The following is a 17,275-nucleotide window of genomic DNA, read 5'->3' on the forward strand; positions in this document are numbered from 1 at the left end:
GACCCTCCTGATGCTGCCGACGCGGCGGACGCGGCCGACGCCCCGGTTCCCACGGATGCCCCGGACGCTCCCGAGGCCGCGGACGCGGCCGACGCCCCGGTTCCCACGGATGCCCCGGACGCTCCCGAGGCAGCCGACGCGGCGCCGATCGAAGACGTGGCCGCGGTCCCCGTGCCCCTGCCCCCGGATGCTCCGGGGTCCGAGCCGACCGACGCCCCGGCAGGGGGGCAGTCGTCACACGCCGAGTCGTTCGCGCCGGATGTGACCGCGATGGCGGGGCGCCAAGCGCACATCGTCTGCATCGCCAACCAGAAGGGCGGCGTCGGCAAGACCACCACGGCGGTGTCGGTCGCCGCAGCGTTGGCCGACGGTGGTGCCCAGGTCCTGCTCGTGGACGTCGACCCGCAGGGCAACGCCACGACCGGCCTGGGCCTGCGAGTGGGGGAGGGCGCGCCGTCGACCTACCGCGTCCTGGTGGATGGCCTCGCCGTCGAGGACGCGACCGAGCCGACCGCGGTCCGCGGGCTGCACTGCCTGCCGTCAACGCTCGACCTGGCCGGCGCCGAGATCGAACTGGTCCCCGCCTTCTCCCGCGAGTTGCGCCTGTCGCGCGCGCTCGATGAGGTCCGCGACCTGTACGACCTGATCATCGTCGACTGCCCACCGACGCTCGGGCTGCTGACGGTCAACGCGCTGGTGGCCGCCGATCTGGTGATCCTGCCGATCCAGTGCGAGTACTACGCCCTCGAGGGCGTGGGCCAGCTCACCCGGACGATCGACATGGTCCAGCGCAACCTTAACCCTCGACTAGAGATCGGCGGTGTCGTCCTGACGATGTTCGACGCGCGGACCCGTCTCGCCCAGCAGGTCGTCGATGAGGTGCGGAGCCACTTCGGCGATCATGCGTTCCGAACCGTCATCCCCCGAAGCGTTCGCCTGTCCGAGGCGCCTGGCTACGGCCAGCCGATCACCGTCTACGCGACCGCGAGCCGCGCTGCTCGGGCGTACCGGCGGCTCGCCGATGAGATCGCCGAGAGGCTCGCACTCCCCGTCCGCGCCTTGTCCCCGATCGACCAGCTCATCGGCGCGGCCAACGTGTCCGGCCACAACCCACCCGGAGGACGGTAGTCATGACCGAACGACGCGGACTCGGACGGGGCCTGTCAGCTCTCATCCCCAACGAGCAGGCAACCGACGGACTCCGTGAGCTGCCGGTGAGCGCCATCGCGCCCAACCGGCGCCAGCCCCGCGGCGTCTTCGACGACGACGAGCTGGCCGAGTTGGCGGCATCGATCCGCGAGGTCGGGCTGCTCCAGCCGATCCTGGTCCGCGAGGTCGGGATCGACCGCTACGAGGTGGTCGCAGGCGAGCGGCGGCTGCGGGCAGCCAAGCTGGCCGGGCTGACCCGGATCCCGGCGCTCGTGCGCCCCACCTCCGACGCGGATCTGCTCAAAGAGGCCCTGATCGAGAACATCCACCGGGTGCAGCTGAATCCGTTGGAGGAGGCCGCGGCCTACCAGCAGCTGCTGGAGGACTTCGCCGTCACCCAGGAGCAACTCGCGGCCCGCCTCGGGAAGAGCCGCCCGACGATCAGCAACGCGCTCCGGCTGCTGTCGCTGCCGCCCGCGGTCCAGCGCAAGGTCGCGGCCGGGGTCCTGACCGCGGGGCACGCCAAGGCGCTGCTCGCACTGGAGCGGCGCGAGGACCGCGAGCGCCTCGCCGAGCGCATCGTCGCCGAGGGCCTGTCGGTGCGCGACACCGAGGAGGTGGTGCGGCTGCGCTACCTCGGCGCTGCGCCGGCCCCGTCCCTGCAGCCATCCGCCGACGTGGCCCCGCGGCCGCCCCGCCGGCGCGTCACCGCACCCGGCCTGCGCGAGCTCGAGGAGCGTCTGTCCGACGCGTTGGCTGCCCGGGTGAAGGTGACGGTGGGTGCACGCAAGGGCCGCATCACCGTGGACTTCGCGTCGGTCGACGATCTGGAGCGGATCGTGGGGATCGTCGCCCAGGGGCTGCAGACGACCATCCCAGTGCAGGAGACATCACTCCGGTAGGACGACGACCTCCTCGTCGTCCTCCTGCGGGGCGTGGAGGACCTCGATCTCGCCGTCGTCACGACCGAGGATGGCTGCGTCGGCCAGCCCGACGAACAGGCCGTTCTCCGCGATGCCTGGCACCAGCGCCAACAGCGACTCCATCACCTCGGGGTCCTTGATCCCACCAGGCATGCGGGCGTCGAGGATGAGGTTGCCGTTGTCGGTGCGGTACTCACCGCCGTCGCGGGCGGTGACCTCGAAACCCAAGCCCTCGACCACGTGGGCGACCGAACGACGGGCGAACGGGATCACCTCGAGCGGGAGGGGGAAGCTGTCGCCGAGCCGCTCGACGACCTTGTCGGGGGTTGCGATGACGATCATCCGGGCGCAGTTCCATGCGACGACCTTCTCGCGCAGCAGCGCCCCGCCGCCGCCCTTGGTGAGGCTCAGGTCGTGGTCCAGCTCGTCGGCGCCGTCGACGACCATGTCCAGGTCGAGGAGCTGGTCGGGGTCCAGGAGCGCCAGCCCCAGCTCCCGGCAGCGCTGAGCCGTCTCCTCCGAGGTGGGCACCCCAGCGACGTCCAGCTCACGTTCCGCGAGCGCCTCCAGGAAGCGCGCAACGGTGCTCCCGCTGCCGAACCCCATGCGCATGCCGTCTTCCACCAGCTCCGCCGCAGCGCGACCAGCGGCACGCTTCCCGGTCTCGTTCACGACTGCCCTCCCGGCCCGGTGACCCCGTGTGACCCTACGCGACCAGCGCCCCGGCAGCGAGACCCGCGGCCGAGCGGCGATGACGGGCGGGAGTGAGATGGCTACTTAGAGATAGTTCGGCGTGGGGTGCGTTGATCATCCACCATCGCTGGTCCCCAACGCGAGCTGAAGCAAGCGCTCGGCGAGGTCCGCGAACGACATCCCCGCGGCCAGCGCGGCCAGGGGCAGCAGCGACGTCTCCGTCATACCGGGACAGGTGTCGAGCTCCAGCAGCCACGGTGTCCCGTCGGCGTCGACGATCAGGTCGGCCCGGGACACGTGGCGTGCCCCGACCGCGTCGTAGGCGGCGACGGCGGCCTCGGCGCACCGGTCCAGCACGTCCTGTGCCAAGCGCGCCGGGACGTGGAACTCGGTCGCTCCCGCCGTGTACCGCGCGGCGAAGTCGTACACCCCGTCACGGGGGTCGATCTCGACCGGCGGGAGCGGTTCGCCGTCGACCACCGACACGGCGACCTCGGTTCCGGTGACGCGCCGCTCGATCAGGACGGCGTCGGCGTAGGACAGCGCCCCCACCACCGCCCCGGGCAGCTGCTCGGCTTCCTCGGCGTAGCCCACACCCAGAGCCGACCCGCCGGTGGCCGGCTTGACCACCAGGGGGACGCCCAGCTCATCGGCGATGCGGTCCATGGCGGCCGACACGCCGGCGTCGCGGAACGCCTGCGCGCTCAAGCTGACGTGGTCGGGCGTGGGGATCCCCGCCCGCCGGTACAGCCCCTTGCTGATCGGCTTGTCCCAGGCCAGCGCTGACGCGAGGTGGTCGGGGCCTGTGTAGGGGATCTCGAGGAGCTCCAGGATCGACTGGATCGTGCCGTCCTCGCCCATCGCGCCGTGCAGCGCGATGAACGCCGCATCGAACCCGCCACTGGTGAGGTGGCGGACGAGGTCGCTGTCGACGTCGAGGCGTGTCACGGGGTAGCCGCGGTCACCGAGGGCGTCGGCGACACGCCCTCCGGACCTCAGGCTGACCTCACGTTCCAGTGAGAGCCCGCCCGAGATCACCGCCACGTGTGGCAGGTGGGTGTCCTGGCCGTGTGCCACGGTCGCTCCTGCCTGGGCGTCGGTCAGCCCCGGGTGCCGTAGACGGCACGGACCAGCTCCACCTCGTCGTGGAGCAGCTCACCCAGCCGGGCAACGCCCTCCCGGATCCGGTCCGGCGTCGGGTACGAGAACGACAGCCTCAGCTGGTGGCTGCCCTGGCCGTCGGCGTAGAAGCCGCGCCCGGGAACGTACGCAACGCGGTGGTTGATCGCCTTGGCGAGCAGGTCGGAGGTGTCCACGCCGTCGGGGACGGTCACCCACACGTAGAACCCCCCGGTCGGCCGCGTCCAGCGGGAATCTGGCGGGAAGTGCTCGTCGAGCGCGGCGAGCATCGCCTCGGCCCGTTCGCGGTACACCTCCCGGAAGCGCTTGACCTGTTCGCGCCACGCCTGTCGCGACAACCAGTTCTCCACCACCATCTGGGTCAGGTTCGACTGGCACAGGTCCGCTGCTTCGCGCAGCAGGATGAACTTGTCGCGGACCGGGCCGGGCGCGGCGACCCAACCCACGCGAACGCCGGGAGCGAACGTCTTCGACACCGTCCCGACGTACACGACACGGTCTGGGATCAACGATCGGAGCGCCGGCCAGGTCTCCCCGGCGAAGTCCAGCAGCCCGTAGGGGTTGTCCTCCAACACGATCAGGTCGTGGCGCTGAGCGAGTTCGGCGATGCGCTCGCGGCGCGGCACCGACAGCGACACCCCGGCGGGGTTCTGGTGGTTGGGGATGGTGTACAGGAACGTGATGGTGCGTCCCGCCGCCCGCAGGCGCGAGATCGTCTCTTCCAACGCTTCGGGGATCAGCCCCTGGTCGTCCATCTCGACGTGGGCGACCTCCGCCTGATGGGAGGACAGGGCGCCCAGCGCCCCGACGTAGGTGGGTCCCTCCGCCACGACCACGTCGCCGGGATCGACGAACAGCTTGGTGATCAGCTCCAGCGCCTGCTGGCCCCCCACCGTGACGACCAGGTCGTCGACGTGCGCGGGGACTCCCTCGGCAGCCATCACCTCGATCAGCTGTTCGCGCAGGTCAGCGCGACCTTCTCCTTCGCTGTACTGCAGCGCGGTCGCCCCGTGGTCGCGCAGGACCTGCAGCACCGCGTCCTCCACCGCGGCGAGATCCAACGCTGCCGTGTAGGGCATGCCCCCGGCCAGGCTCACGACCTCCGGCCGGGACGCGACCGCGAACAGCGCCCGGATCTCGGAGGCGGACAGTCCACGGGTGCGCTCCGCGTACCGCCGCAGGTACGGGTCGCTGTCGAGTCGCACGGACCTCCCGTCCACTCGTAGCATCGAGGAGCCTACAGCTAGCCTCTGTTGCCCCGTTGCCGGGAGGTCCAGGTGCCCGTCGAGCCGCGCAGCGAGATGCTCAGCACCGGACCTCCGGCGGTCGAGACCGGTGACGAACCGCCGCTGCGCCGCTACGTCGCTCCAGGCGGCTGGCGTCGGGCCATCACGGGGTTCGTTCTCGGCGCGGCGGTCGGGGCGCTGATCGGCCTGGTGTTGCCCCGCGACGAAGGCCCCCGCCGCACGGTCGAGCCCGACGAGTGGCCGACTCCCGTCGAGATCTGATGGGCCGTCGGGTCGTTGAGCTCACCGCCGAGGAGCTGGACCTGCTCCCCGAGCGCTGCCAGCACTGCCTGTTCTGGGAGCTCGGCACCGCCCGGCCGATCGAACGGCTGGGTTCGACCCACGATCACCACGACGAGCTGGCCGCCGATCCGCTGACCCAGAAGTGCGCGTGGTGGCGGGGGATGGAGTTGGAATGGGGATCTCCGGGCCGGTTCGTCCGCGTCGACGGGGAGGGTGTCGGGTGGTGCCTGCTCGGCGATCCCGGGGCGTTCGCCTCACGCCGCCGCCCCGTCCCGCCGCCCTCGTCCGACGCCCTGTTGCTGGCGACGATCTGGGTCGAGCCGCCGTTCCGTGGTGCCGGCGTGGGACGCTTGCTGCTGCATGCGGCAGTGAAGGAGGCGATCCGGCGCGAGCGCCGGGGCGTCGAGGCGTACGGTGACCGCAAACACCGCGACGCCGCCTGCGTGGCGCCGTGCACATGGTTGCTGCACGAGGGCTTCGTGGTGCATCGCGAGCATCCTCGTTACCCGCTGCTCCGCCTCGATGTCCGGTCGGTGGCGCGCTGGACCGAGACGTTCGAGCACGCGGTGGAACAGGCCCGGTCCCGGCTGGCCCGCCGCGAGCTGGCCCCGGCGCCGCACCGCCCGTCGGTCGGTCGCGGGTAGGCGGGTCGCGGAGCGCTGGTCGGTCACGTGGCCGCGCCAACGCCGGGTCGCGGTCACCCCGCGGCGGCCAACGCCCGTTCGTCGGTCAGGAAGGTCGTGACCGCCTCGGTGAGCGCTTCGGCGATGCCGTCCTGGAAGCGCGATTGCTGCAGGCGCCGTCCTTCCTGCGGATGGGTGAGGAACCCCGGCTCGACGATCACGGCAGGAGCTCGCGACTCGCGCAGCAGCGCTGACGCCGACGGATGGCAGCGGCAGTGCAGGCTCCCGATCTGCTCGACGATCGCGCCGACCGCCAGCTCCGCCAGTTCCCGGCCGGCTTCCGACTCGAACTCGCCGTCGCCGAAGTAGTACGCGGCGGTGCCGTGAGCGGCGTGCGAGTCCGCGCCGTTGAGGTGGATCGACAGGATCAGGTCGACCTGCTCGTCGTTGGCCAGGCGAGCACGCTCGGACTTCGACGGGGTCGTCTGCGGGCCCCGTGACAGGGTCACGTTCACCCCGCGGGCCAGCAGGCGCCCCGCGAGCCGGTTGGCGATCTGCCAGCTGATGTGGTGCTCACGGACCCCACCGGGCCCGTCGAATCCGGGCTCGTCGGGACCGTGCCCGGGGTCGACCAGGATCCGCGCCCCGGCCAGCGACGGGCGGCGGGGCGCCCGCCGCAGCGCCTCGCGCTCCCGGACGGTCGCTGCGGCAGCGGACTGGTGCTGGCGGTGGAGGCGTCGGACCGCTTCGATGACCTCGCGACCGGCGATGCCGTCGACGCGGAGTCCCGCGTTGAGCTCGAAGTCGCGGACCGCCTCGGCGGTCTGCGGACCGAACACCCCGTCCTCGTACCCGGCGTCGAAACCCAACCGGTTCAGCCGCCGCTGCAGCTCCTTGACGTCGTCCCCGCGCAGCATCGGGTCGGTCAGGTACAGACGGCGGTCGCCGAGGCTCCGTCCGGCCTCGACCAGCGCCCGCCAGGTGTCGGGACCAACCAGCCCGTCGGCGGTCAGGCCGCGCTGCTGCTGGAACGCGCGCACCGCCGCCTCGGTGACTGAGCCGAACTCGGCTGGTTCGTCGTCGCTGCACGAGTGGCCGAGGTCCGCCAGGCGCAGCTGGATGTCGCGCACCGCCGGGCCGGCGGCGTGGCGTCCGATCGATTCCATCCTGCGCAGCCTACGGTCACTGCGATCGCGTCAGCGATGCCGACCGTCCAACGTGGCGACGAACGGTGGGGGGCGGGCGCCGCCACGGTCAGGCGATGAACTCCTGCAGCTCTGCGAGGAGCGCCTGCTTGGACTTGGCTCCCACCAGGCGCTTGGCGATCTCGCCGTCCTGGAACACGATCAGCGTCGGGATCGACATCACGCCGTACTGACGGGCGACCTGTGGGTTTTCGTCGACATTGAGCTTGACCACCTTCAGGCTGCCGTTGTGCTCCGTGCCGATCTCGTCCACGATCGGTGCGATGATCCGGCAGGGGCCGCACCACTCGGCCCAGAAGTCGACCAGCACCGGCCGGTCGGCCTCGAGGACCTCCGCCGTCCACTCAGCGGTGGTCACCGCCGTCGTCGCCATGCGTTCGCTCCTTGTCGTCTGCGCCAGTCAACACGACCGGCCACGGGGCCATTCCGACCCCGACGCGGTTCACTCGAGCGCGGCCAGGTACCGCTCGGCGTCGATCGCGGCGCGGCACCCGGTGCCGGCGGCGGTCACCGCCTGTCGGTAGACGGTGTCCACCGCGTCGCCGCAGGCGAACACCCCCGAGACGCTGGTGGCGGTGCTCGGTTCGTCGACGAGGAGGTAACCGCCGGGGTCCATGTCGAGCTGACCCTCGAACAGCGAGGTGTTGGGGATGTGACCGATGGCGAGGAACACGCCTTGGCAGCCGAACTCGTGCTGGTCACCGGTCCTGGTGTCCTCGAGCCGCACTCCGGACACGGCGCCGTCGCCGAGGATCTCCTGCACCGTGGTGCTCCAGAGGAAATCGACGCGGTCGTTCTTGAACGCGCGTTCGGCCATCACCTTGGAGGCGCGCAGCTGGCCACGACGGTGGATCACCGTGACCCTCTCGGCGAACTTCGCCAGGAACGTGGCTTCCTCCATGGCGGAGTCGCCACCTCCCACCACGACCACGTGCTGGTCGCGGAAGAAGAACCCGTCACACGTCGCGCAGGCCGACACACCTGCTCCCCACAGCCGGTCCTCGCCGGGGACGGACAGCCGTTTGGGGCGCGCGCCGGTCGCGATGATCAAGGCGCGGGTGAAGAACTCCCCGTCGTTGACGACGACGCGAAACGGCCGCCGTGACAGGTCGACCTCAGCGGCGTCGTCGGTGAGGTAGCTGGCGCCGAACCGCTCCGCCTGGGCACGCATGTCTTGGACGAGCTTCGGACCGTCGATCCCCTGCGGGAAGCCCGGGTAGTTCTCGACGTCTGTGGTCAACGTCAGCTGCCCGCCGGTGGGGCCTCCCGCCTGCACGCCTTCGATCACCAGCGGCTTGAGGTTGCCGCGGGCGGCGTACAGCGCCGCCGTCAACCCGGCGGGGCCACCTCCGACGATGATGACGTCCCGGACCTGGGACCGGATCTGGGACCGGACCTGGGACCGGGCCTGGGAGACGTCACGAGATCCGTCGGCCGCCATCCGATGCCCTCCTCCCAGACCCCGTTCGCTGCAGCGTAACGGGTCGCTCCGACCCGGCATTCCCCTCACGACCCGGTGCCGGACAGCCCGAGATCGACGACGACGTCCACCGGTACGCTGCGCCGTCTGCTGCCAGCGACATCCCGCGTCCTTGAGCCCGCCGTGCCCACCACCACCTGCACCCGCCATCCGGGCGAGGAGACCCGCCTGGCCTGCTCGGCGTGCGGTGATCCGGTCTGCCACCGCTGCGTCGTCGCCACCCCCGTCGGGCAGAAGTGCCCACGGTGTGCCCGGCAGGCTCACGGCGCCCGCGCACGCGGCAAACCGCGCCAGCTGGTCAAGGCCGGTGCCGCCGGGATCGCAGCCGCGGCCGCCGGAGGGGTGCTCCTGGCGATCTTCATCCGGGGCACGCGCGGTTGGTTCACGCTGATCGCCAGCGGCTTCCTGGGCTACGGGATCGCACGGCTGGTCGACCGGGCCGGGGAGCGCAACCGGGCCACCGCCTTCCGGGTGGGGGCGATCGCGTTCGCGGTGGTGTCGGTCGAGGTGGCGTGGTTGCTGTTGGGCCGGGCGCTGCCCGGCGGGCTCCACGTCCTGACCTACCTGGCTGCGGCGTACGGCGCCTGGGTGGTGTACCGCTAGCTGGCTCAGCCGGCGCGGTCGTACTGGCTGAAGCTCAACACCTGGCAGTCGGAGCGGGCGACGGCCCACGCCTCGACCCGGCGGTACGTCGCGGCGTTGGGATCCTCGGCGGCGAACGCGTAGACGATCGCCGGTTCGCCGCGGTAGCGGGCCACCTCGATGTAGACCGGGACGACCGGGGTGCGGGCCGACTGGAGGATCTCGGGCAGGCAGCGGCGGACGTCGTCGGCTGCGGCGCCCACGCGTTGACGCAGCGGGTCGTCGGCCGGCACCGGGACAGCCTGCTGCGCTCCTGCGTGCGGGACCTGGTCGCCGATCCCCTGGCGTTCCTTTTCCGCGGCGGTGTCCGCGTGGTTCTCGGCAGACATCGACTGGGCGGCCTGCTGGCCTTCGACTCCGGTCAGCTGGGCCTGGAGCCGGTCGGCGTACGCCGCCGCCTCGTCGGCGCCAAGTCCGGGCGGGATCACCGCGCGGATGTCGACGTTGACGGCGAGCCGTTGCAGCTCGAGGTCGGAGTAGTCGTTGCGGGTCTCGATGACCGGGACGTCCAGGGCCGGGTGTCCTTCTCCCACCGGTGCGGCCTGTTCGGGTGCGCGATCGGCACCGCCTCGCAGGAGCCAGCCGGCACCGACCCCGACCACGACGATCAGCGACGCGGCCGCAGCCGCGACGCCCAGCGTCCGCCACGGCGCGTGGCGGCGCCGGGCGGCGGCGAGTTCGTCGCCGTGCGTGCGTTGGCGTGCGACCTCCGCCGCAACGACCTCGCGCAGGTGGTCAGCGAACCCGGGCGGGGGCGTGACCTCACCCATCGAGTTGAGCGCTCGTTCCGCACGGCGGATCCGCTCCACCGTGTCGCGCAAGGCCGGGTCGCGGGCGAGGTCGGCCTCGACGGCCGCACGCTCGTCCGCGTCGAGCTCACCTGCCAGGTAGGCGGAGAGCCGCTCGCCGGTCTCCACGGATCCTCCATCGGTCGTCACTGGTCCGAGGTCGTCACGGGCACGGGGGTTCCCTACCTGTCGAGGTGGTCGGCGAGGAGGTCGGCCAGGCGGGCCCGGGCTCGGTGGACCCGGCTCTTGACCGTGCCGATCGGCAGGCCTGCGACGTCGGCTGCCTCCACGTAGGTCAAGCCCTCGATCGCGACGAGGATGAGCAGCGTGCGGCTCACCTCGTCGAGCTGCAACAGCGCCCGCTGGACGATCGCCCCGGTGTCGGCCGCGATCACGGCGTCGTCGTGCCCGGATGCTGTGTCGTCGACCGCGTCGGGGACGTCCGCCACAGGGGTGCTGGGCCGACGGGTCCGCTTGCGGGCCAGGTCGTTGCAGGCGTTGATCGCCACGCGGTACACCCACGTCGACAGCTTGCTGTTCGCCGAGAACGTCGCCGCCCGGCGCGCGATCGCGACGAACGTGTCCTGCGTGGCGTCCTCGGCGTCGGCGTGGTTGGCGAAGTAGCGGTAGCAGATCGCGTAGACGCGGCGGCTGTAGCGGTCCATCAGCTCGGAGAACGCCTGGTCGCGGTCGCGCCCGGCGACGTACGACGCCAGGACGTCCTCGTCGGTGACGGTGCGGAAAGCCCCTGGCCCGTGGACCGCCTGCGGGCGGGTCTCGGCGGTCACGCGTCCGGCGCGGGGGAGAGCTGTGACGACCGATCGGCCGATGCGTTGAGAGCTTCCGACTCGACGACCGGCACGCCGGCAGGATCGTCGCGGAGCGCCTGTGTGGCCAGCAGGGCGATCAGGGCCAGCACCACACCCCCGAGGAAGGCGGCCAGCCAGCGCCGGCGCGTGTCGGGGCGGGTCGGCCTCGGCACGGCAGCGACGTCGCCGCGTTCCCCCCCGCCGCCGGTGGGCAGCCGACGCCCGTCGACCAGCGTCGCGGTGAGCTCGGCCGGGCGAGTGTGCACCAGCGGCGCGAGCGCGGCGGCGACGGCGTTCCCGTCGACGTAGCGTTGGTCGCGGTCGCGCCGCGTGCAGGTCACCACCACACGATCCAGCGCCCGCGGCACGTCTGCGCGCACCGTCCGCGGCGGGGGCAGCTCCCGCGACAGGCGCGCCGCGGCGGTGGCTGTGGGGGTGTCACCCTGGAAGGCCGGCTCCCCGGTGAGGCACTCGTACAGGACCACCCCCATGGCGTAGACGTCGGCGCGCGCGTCGACCTCATGCCCCGCGAGCTGCTCGGGAGCGAGGTACGCCGCGGTCCCGATCACCGTCCCGGGGCGTGTCAGGGTGTCGTCGCGGCTGCCGAGCGCCTTGGCGATCCCGAAGTCGGTGACCTTCGCCAGTCCGTCCTGGGTGAGCAGGATGTTGCCCGGCTTGACATCACGGTGGACGAACCCGCGCTCGTGCGCCTCCCCTAGCGCCAGCGCCATCTGCTCGCCGAGGGCCGCGACCACCAGCGGGTCCAGCCCCCGGCCCTCCTGGATGACGGCCCGCAGCGCTGGCCCGTCGATGTATTCCATCACCAGGTAGACGAGGTCGTCCTCCTGGCCGGTGTCGTAGATCGCCACGGCGTTGGCGTGGACGACCTGCGCGGCGGCCTGCGCCTCGCGGCGGAAGCGTTCCACAGTGGTGGCGTCGCCGGCGAGGTGTGGATGCAGCAGCTTGACCGCGACCGAGCGGTCGAGGACGGTGTCGTGGGCACGCCACACGATCGCGACCCCGCCGGTGGCGATCGGCTCCTCGAGCTGGTAGCGGCCCGCCACGATCCGGGCAACCCCCGGCCACGTCGGTCCGCTCACGCGCCGCCGGCCGCCCGTTGTGCCGGCTGTGTCCGACGTGGGCGGTACCAGTGGGGCGGCGGGCGCGTCGAAGTCCGTCCCACCGGTGATGGTCGGCTGGTCGTGGAGCGAGGGGCCCGTGGGTTCGTCGGGGGTCATAGCTGCAGTGGCCGTTGCTTGGTGGCGGTCCGGGTGGTCAGGCTGTCGAACCAGCCGATGTCATCCAGGACGACCGTGTCGGCGGTACGCCGCACCACGACCGTCACCATCTGCTCGGCGATGCTGAACTCGACGAGTTCGGCGCCGCGGTCGGCAGCCTCCTGTTGCGCCGCGTCGGCTGCCGCGGAACGGTCCCGCCCCGCTTCGACGTAGGCGCGGGCGCCCGCCCGCGCGATCTCCTGAGCGGCATCCTCGACCGTGACGGCGTTGAGGCCGGTCACGACCGCTTCGTACCCGACGAACGCCAGGACCGCCATGATCACAACGAGCTGTCCGAGCCAGCCGGTGACGATCCCTCCGGTCTCGCGCATCTCAGGACCTCGCTGCTTCGTTGCCTCGTCTGCCGTCCGTCGCCGCGATCGCCGCCCGCGCGTGGCGCACCCGAACGCCACGGGGGTGACCCGCCGGTCAGTGGCCAAGAGTACGTCGGCAGGCGCGCACAGGGAAGGGCCGGTATGGCGCTCTCGGCCCGGCGGGTCGACGCGTCAACCGCTGGGTTCCCGGGTGCCTTCTCGTACCACCGCGAGCTGTGGCCGGTGGGGCCGCAGACGACGGTACAGCCACCAGGCGAAGAGAAACAAGAAGAAGCCGCCGAGCGTGAGGAAGGTGCTCCCGCTGATCGCGGTGGACTGCACCGCGATCGTGGCGTTGGCGAGCTCGAGCCAGGGACTGCCCTCCGGGTCGATCGCACCGGGAGTCTTGACCCGCACCTGGACGGGGATCCGACCGGCGGCCTGGGCGGTGACCGGGATGGAGATCGTCTGGTGACCGCCTTCTGGGAGGGTCACCAGACGGGCGTCGCCACGCGGGAAGGCCAGCTTCGCCGAGGCGTCGAACTCGATCACCACCCGGATCGGTTCGCCGGCCGGGCGGCTGACCGTCACCGGGATGACCTGTTCATCACGGCCGGTGAGAGTGACCGACGTGTTGGCGGGGACCCGGATCTGGCCTGCTCCGGCCTCCAGCGCAGCGTCGACCGCCTCGACCACCGCTCGGGCACGGTCGGGCCGGTCGGGCAGCCACCACGTCGAGGCGGTCCTCAGCAACGTCAGCTCCAGCTCGTCCCAGGTCCGACCCGCGACGCGGTCGCTCTCGATCGCGTCGCGCAGGGCTGTCAGGCGGTGGCGGGTGGTCCCGACCTGGCGTGCGAGGCCCGGCGGGAGGGCTTGGCCAGCCTCGCCCAGGCCGCTGACGGTGCTGCGACCCTCGGCCTCGCTCACCAGATCGTCCAGGTCGACCGGTCGCAGCCACGGCGCAGCGGCGAGCGCGTCGAGGAGCGCGGCCGGGAACCGCGGGTGCGGATCCCAGCCGGGCGGCGGCAGCAGCACCAGTCCCCGGCTGGCCTTCAGGGGGAACTCGAAGAAGACCATGGCGGTCTCGGCCACGATGCGCTGCACCATCGTTGTCGGGCCGTGGCCCTCGGGCAGGTCAGCCAGCAGGTCCGCAAGCCACGGGTCGGCGACGACCGAACGCATCGCGACCCCCCCCACGCGCAGCTCGTACAGCGCGGTCGGGGTCGCGTCGGGCAGCTCATCGCCACCGGGTAGCTGATTCCAGTGCACGACCAGGGTCTCGATACCGGACGGTTCGAGCACCTCCACCACCGTGGCCCGGTCGATGGGGACCGTTGCCCAGAACGCGTCGGGGAGTGGGCCGCGGCCGACGGCCGTGTGCAGGCGCCCCGACGCCTGCGACAGCGTCCGCGCCGCTTCCAGGTCCAGGCCCTGCGCGAGCAGGTCGGCCAAGCGCGCGTCGGCGTACGCGCCGACCACGGGCGGCGGTCCCTCGCCGACCGCTGCGATCAGGCGCTGCAGTGCCGCAGCGGCGTGCAGCGCCGATGGATCCTCCGGTTCGACGGCTTCGCTCTGCCCGGTGACCCGGAAACCGTCAGCGCGGTCCGCGAGATCCTCCGCGACGTGTGCGGCGGTGAACACCTGCACCACCGGGTCGGTGCGGCCGTCGACCGCCGCCAGGAGCCGTTCGAGTCGGCCCCCCGGTACGACCTCCTCGGCGACGGCAGGCGGGTACGTCCCGTCGGGCCCGCGCCACGGGCGGGCGTCGAGCGGCCACCCGATGAGGGTGAGAAGCGGCAGGTCGGGTTCTTGGGTGAGCACCACCGCGGCGGTGGTCGCGCTGTGCAGCTGCTGTGTCCCCTGCTCCACCGACAGCCTGACCGGGTACACCCCTGGACGCGCTGACCAGCCGATGCGTGAGGCTGGCAGGTCCACCGCCACCGCCCCGACCGCGCCGGGTGCCAGTTCCGACCCGTCGGCCAGCTGGAGCCGGTCGGATTCGAGCAGACGGGTCGGGCGCTTCCCCTGGTCGAGCGCGGCGTGCAGCTGCCCCCGGAACCGGACCCGATCGAACACCTCGACCACGACCGTGAGGTTGTCGGCCGGCTCGTCACCGCGGTTCTCGACGAGCGCGCGCATCGTCAGGTCAGCGCCGCCGCTGTCCGCATCGCCCCGGGTGTCGAGGATCCCGTCGAAGGCCGAGACCACGAGGCGAACATCGGGGTCGTCGACGTCCTGCGCGACCGACATGGCCGCGAGCGGCCAGACGGCGACCAGGACGGCCAGCAGGACCAGGAGGGCGGTTGCCCTCACGCGGTCATCGTCGGCCGGTACCGGACTCGCCTCCGGCGGCGGTGGGCAGCGCCGTCCCACGGACCTTCTTGACCAGGTTTCGTTCGTTGCGGTGCGCCAGCCGGACCAGAGCAACCTCCAGGGGGACCCACTCCACCGACTCCGCCTCGTCGTCGGTCTCCCCGGGTGGGGAGCCGTCGGTCTCCATCAGGAAGTAGTGCACGAACTTGTGGTAGCGGACCTCGTCGGGGCGCCACACGAACCAGTAGTCGATCGTTCCGAGCTCGTCCAGGATCCGGGGCGAGTAGCCGGTTTCCTCCCGGACCTCGCGGACGGCCGCCTGCGCGTGGGTCTCGCCTTCCTCCACGCGACCCTTGGGCAGGGTCCACTGTGGCTTGCCGGCCGCGTTGCGGTGGGCGATGAGCAGCACCCAGCGACGTCCATCGTCGCGGTCGTTGACCACGACGCCTCCTGCGGAGACGGCGCGCTTCGTCGGGAACCGAGCCATGTCACGCAGCGTAGCGGCCCGGCGATACGGGCCACGATCGCTGGCCTCGGTGCATCTTCTAGCGTTCGGCGCATGCGGGTCGTCGTGCAACGGGTCACCCACGCGGAGGTCATGGTCGACGACGACGTGGTCGGGGGGATCGGTCCGGGGCTGCTGGCGTTCGTGGGGGTCACCCACGACGACGACGACGACACGGCCGACCGGATGGCCGACAAGCTGTGGCATCTGCGGATCCTCGCTGACGACGACGGCCGGATGAACCGGTCGCTGTCGCAGGTCGGCGGCGCTGTTCTGGTCGTGAGCCAGTTCACCTTGTACGGCGACACCAGCCGGGGGCGGCGGCCGTCGTGGGTCGATGCGGCACCGCCGGAACAGGCCGGGCCGCTGGTCGATCGGGTCGCCGAGCGACTCGCCGCGCTCGGCGCCCGGGTCGCGACTGGACGGTTCGGGGCGCACATGCGGGTCCGGCTGGTCAACGACGGTCCGGTCACGCTCGTGCTCGACGCCTCCAGGCCGCCGGCGCGACCGCGCGGTCGTTCCTAGGTCACTCAAGTAGCGAAGCGGTCGTGACCCGGACTCCTAGGTCACTCAGGTAGCGAAGCGGTCGTGACCCGGACTCCTAGGTCACTCAGGTAGCGAAGCGGTCGTGACCCGGACTCTCCTAGCCAGGCGTAAAGGCGGCGGCCAACGCTGTCGAGAACCGGATTCGAACCGCGCCTGGGACCTGGAGACCGTCTGTGAACGTCCACGACTACCTCATGCAGCTCGTCGAGAAGAACGGCTCGGACCTGCACATGAAGGCCGGCGGGCCCGCGTTCGTCCGGGTGGACGGCGATCTCAAGCCGCTGGCCAACCTCCCGCCGTTGTCCCCGGCCGACACCGAAGGGTTCGCGTACGCGCTGATGGACGACCGGGTCGCCCAGCACTTCGCGGACACGAACGAGGCCGACTTCGCCTACTCCTACGCTGGCGTGGGACGCTTCCGGGTGAACGCCTTCCGCCAGCGCGGCTCGGTCGGGGTCGTGATGCGCCGGGTCCTGCCTGGCGCTCCCGACTTCGAGACCCTCGGCCTCCCTCCCGCCGTGCGCAAGCTCGCCGAGGAGCACCGCGGACTGATCCTGGTCACCGGGCCGACCGGGTCGGGGAAGACGACCACCACCGCGGCGATGATCGGCCACATCAACCGCACCCGACGCTGCCACATCGTCTCGATCGAGGATCCCATCGAGGTGATGCACCGCGACGAGCTGGCGATCGTCGACCAGCGGGAGGTCGGCGTTGACACCGCCACGTTCAGCTCGGCGCTGCGTGGCGTCGCCCGCCAGGATCCCGACGTGATCTTCATCGGAGAGATGCGCGACGTCGAGACGGTGCTGGCCGCACTCCAGTCCGCCGAGACGGGGCACCTGGTGATCTCGACGCTGCACACCACCGATGCGAGCGAGACGGTCAACCGCATCATCGACCTCTTCCCGCCACACCAGCAGCACCAGGCGCGCCTGTCGTTGGCCAACTCGCTGAAGGGTGTGGTGTCCCAGCGGCTCCTGCCACGGGCCACCGGTGAGGGACGGATCGCCGCTGTGGAGGTCCTGGTCATGACGGCCCGGATCTTCGAGTTCATCATCAACTCCGACCAGACCGAGCAGATCATCGACGCGATCGCCGACGGTAAGTACTACGGCATGCAGTCGTTCGACCAGCACCTGCTCGATCTCTACGAGGCCGGTGACATCACCCTGCGTGACGCGCTGGCGGCGGCGACCTCCGCGCACGACCTCCGCGTCGCGGTACGTGCAGCCGGCCTGGCGGTCGGGTAACCGCCCGCCCCGCGTCGGGCCCCACCCGGCACCGCATGGGTTGCATGCGACCCCCGTTCCGGCGGCGGGCGCGCGCGCCCATTTGG

General features: G+C 71.6%; 18 protein-coding genes and 1 pseudogene. 7 read left to right on the forward strand and 12 right to left on the reverse strand.

The genetic code is table 11. The features are described from left to right. Positions 1 to 270: 270 nt before the first annotated feature. Both KY462_05825 and KY462_05830 read left to right on the forward strand, forming a co-directional pair. Positions 271 to 1,128, forward strand: a complete 858-nt coding sequence (locus KY462_05825; GenBank protein ID MBW3577247.1) for an AAA family ATPase — start codon at positions 271 to 273, stop codon at positions 1,126 to 1,128. A gap of 2 nt (positions 1,129 to 1,130) precedes the next feature. After that, positions 1,131 to 2,051 (forward strand): ParB/RepB/Spo0J family partition protein, encoded by a 921-nt coding sequence (locus KY462_05830; GenBank protein ID MBW3577248.1) that lies wholly within the window; start codon positions 1,131 to 1,133, stop codon positions 2,049 to 2,051. On the opposite strand, the gene rpiA is transcribed toward KY462_05830, so the two are convergent. From rpiA to KY462_05845, 3 genes are all read right to left on the reverse strand, one after another. Beyond that, positions 2,040 to 2,744 carry a ribose-5-phosphate isomerase RpiA gene (gene rpiA, locus KY462_05835; protein ID MBW3577249.1) on the reverse strand — a complete coding sequence of 235 codons (705 nt, stop codon included), beginning with the start codon at positions 2,742 to 2,744 and terminating at the stop codon, positions 2,040 to 2,042. The two genes, KY462_05830 and rpiA, sit on opposite strands and share 12 nt — an antisense overlap. Before the next feature lie 135 nt (positions 2,745 to 2,879). Further along, the gene (locus KY462_05840; GenBank protein ID MBW3577250.1) at positions 2,880 to 3,842 is read right to left on the reverse strand and encodes a D-alanine--D-alanine ligase; all 963 of its coding nucleotides are present in this window, start codon (positions 3,840 to 3,842) and stop codon (positions 2,880 to 2,882) included. A 23-nt stretch (positions 3,843 to 3,865) separates the two neighbouring features. Beyond that, positions 3,866 to 5,110, reverse strand: coding sequence for a PLP-dependent aminotransferase family protein (locus KY462_05845; GenBank protein ID MBW3577251.1), 1,245 nt, complete (start codon positions 5,108 to 5,110; stop codon positions 3,866 to 3,868). A gap of 72 nt (positions 5,111 to 5,182) precedes the next feature. Between KY462_05845 and KY462_05850 the strand changes: the two genes are divergently transcribed. Together KY462_05850 and KY462_05855 are read left to right on the forward strand one after the other, a co-directional pair. Further along, a complete protein-coding gene (locus tag KY462_05850; GenBank protein MBW3577252.1) occupies positions 5,183 to 5,413 on the forward strand; it encodes a hypothetical protein in 231 nt (76 codons plus the stop codon). Further along, entirely contained in the window at positions 5,413 to 6,078 is a 666-nt protein-coding gene (locus tag KY462_05855) for a GNAT family N-acetyltransferase (GenBank protein MBW3577253.1), read from the forward strand. Before KY462_05850 ends, KY462_05855 begins: the two co-directional genes overlap by 1 nt. Positions 6,079 to 6,131: 53 nt before the next feature. Here KY462_05855 and KY462_05860 read toward each other — a convergent pair whose 3' ends face one another. The 3 genes from KY462_05860 to trxB all read right to left on the reverse strand — a co-directional run bounded on the left by KY462_05860 (position 6,132) and on the right by trxB (position 8,763). After that, positions 6,132 to 7,223: a peptidoglycan-binding protein gene (locus tag KY462_05860; GenBank protein ID MBW3577254.1), complete on the reverse strand. Its 1,092-nt coding sequence runs from the start codon at positions 7,221 to 7,223 to the stop codon at positions 6,132 to 6,134. Positions 7,224 to 7,311: 88 nt separating this feature from the next. Continuing rightward, a complete protein-coding gene (gene trxA, locus KY462_05865) occupies positions 7,312 to 7,635 on the reverse strand; it encodes a thioredoxin (GenBank protein ID MBW3577255.1) in 324 nt (107 codons plus the stop codon). 69 nt (positions 7,636 to 7,704) lie between these two features. Further along, positions 7,705 to 8,763 (reverse strand): thioredoxin-disulfide reductase, encoded by a 1,059-nt coding sequence (gene trxB, locus KY462_05870; protein MBW3577256.1) that lies wholly within the window; start codon positions 8,761 to 8,763, stop codon positions 7,705 to 7,707. A gap of 102 nt (positions 8,764 to 8,865) precedes the next feature. Here trxB and KY462_05875 point away from each other — a divergent pair. After that, positions 8,866 to 9,000, forward strand: a pseudogene (locus KY462_05875) (rhomboid family intramembrane serine protease). Positions 9,001 to 9,350: 350 nt separating this feature from the next. Here the strand turns inward: KY462_05875 and KY462_05880 are convergent. The 6 genes from KY462_05880 to KY462_05905 all read right to left on the reverse strand — a co-directional run bounded on the left by KY462_05880 (position 9,351) and on the right by KY462_05905 (position 15,372). Further along, on the reverse strand, positions 9,351 to 10,301 hold the full coding sequence (locus KY462_05880; GenBank protein MBW3577257.1) for a zf-HC2 domain-containing protein: 951 nt from the start codon (positions 10,299 to 10,301) through the stop codon (positions 9,351 to 9,353). Between the two features lie 53 nt (positions 10,302 to 10,354). Beyond that, entirely contained in the window at positions 10,355 to 10,960 is a 606-nt protein-coding gene (locus KY462_05885) for a sigma-70 family RNA polymerase sigma factor (protein ID MBW3577258.1), read from the reverse strand. Next, entirely contained in the window at positions 10,957 to 12,081 is a 1,125-nt protein-coding gene (locus tag KY462_05890; GenBank protein MBW3577259.1) for a protein kinase, read from the reverse strand. The genes KY462_05885 and KY462_05890 overlap by 4 nt, the downstream gene beginning before the upstream one ends. Positions 12,082 to 12,215: 134 nt before the next feature. Next, entirely contained in the window at positions 12,216 to 12,590 is a 375-nt protein-coding gene (locus KY462_05895; protein ID MBW3577260.1) for a hypothetical protein, read from the reverse strand. A gap of 174 nt (positions 12,591 to 12,764) precedes the next feature. Next, the gene (locus tag KY462_05900) at positions 12,765 to 14,885 is read right to left on the reverse strand and encodes a hypothetical protein (GenBank protein MBW3577261.1); all 2,121 of its coding nucleotides are present in this window, start codon (positions 14,883 to 14,885) and stop codon (positions 12,765 to 12,767) included. 4 nt (positions 14,886 to 14,889) lie between these two features. Then, positions 14,890 to 15,372 (reverse strand): NUDIX hydrolase, encoded by a 483-nt coding sequence (locus KY462_05905; GenBank protein MBW3577262.1) that lies wholly within the window; start codon positions 15,370 to 15,372, stop codon positions 14,890 to 14,892. Between the two features lie 72 nt (positions 15,373 to 15,444). On the opposite strand from KY462_05905, the gene dtd reads away from it, so the two are divergent. Together dtd and KY462_05915 are read left to right on the forward strand one after the other, a co-directional pair. Then, positions 15,445 to 15,915, forward strand: coding sequence for a D-tyrosyl-tRNA(Tyr) deacylase (dtd, locus tag KY462_05910; GenBank protein ID MBW3577263.1), 471 nt, complete (start codon positions 15,445 to 15,447; stop codon positions 15,913 to 15,915). 215 nt (positions 15,916 to 16,130) lie between these two features. Next, positions 16,131 to 17,189: a PilT/PilU family type 4a pilus ATPase gene (locus KY462_05915; GenBank protein MBW3577264.1), complete on the forward strand. Its 1,059-nt coding sequence runs from the start codon at positions 16,131 to 16,133 to the stop codon at positions 17,187 to 17,189. Positions 17,190 to 17,275 lie beyond the last annotated feature (86 nt).

This window comes from Actinomycetota bacterium, assembly GCA_019347675.1.
Lineage (GTDB): Bacteria > Actinomycetota > Nitriliruptoria > Nitriliruptorales > JAHWKO01 > JAHWKW01.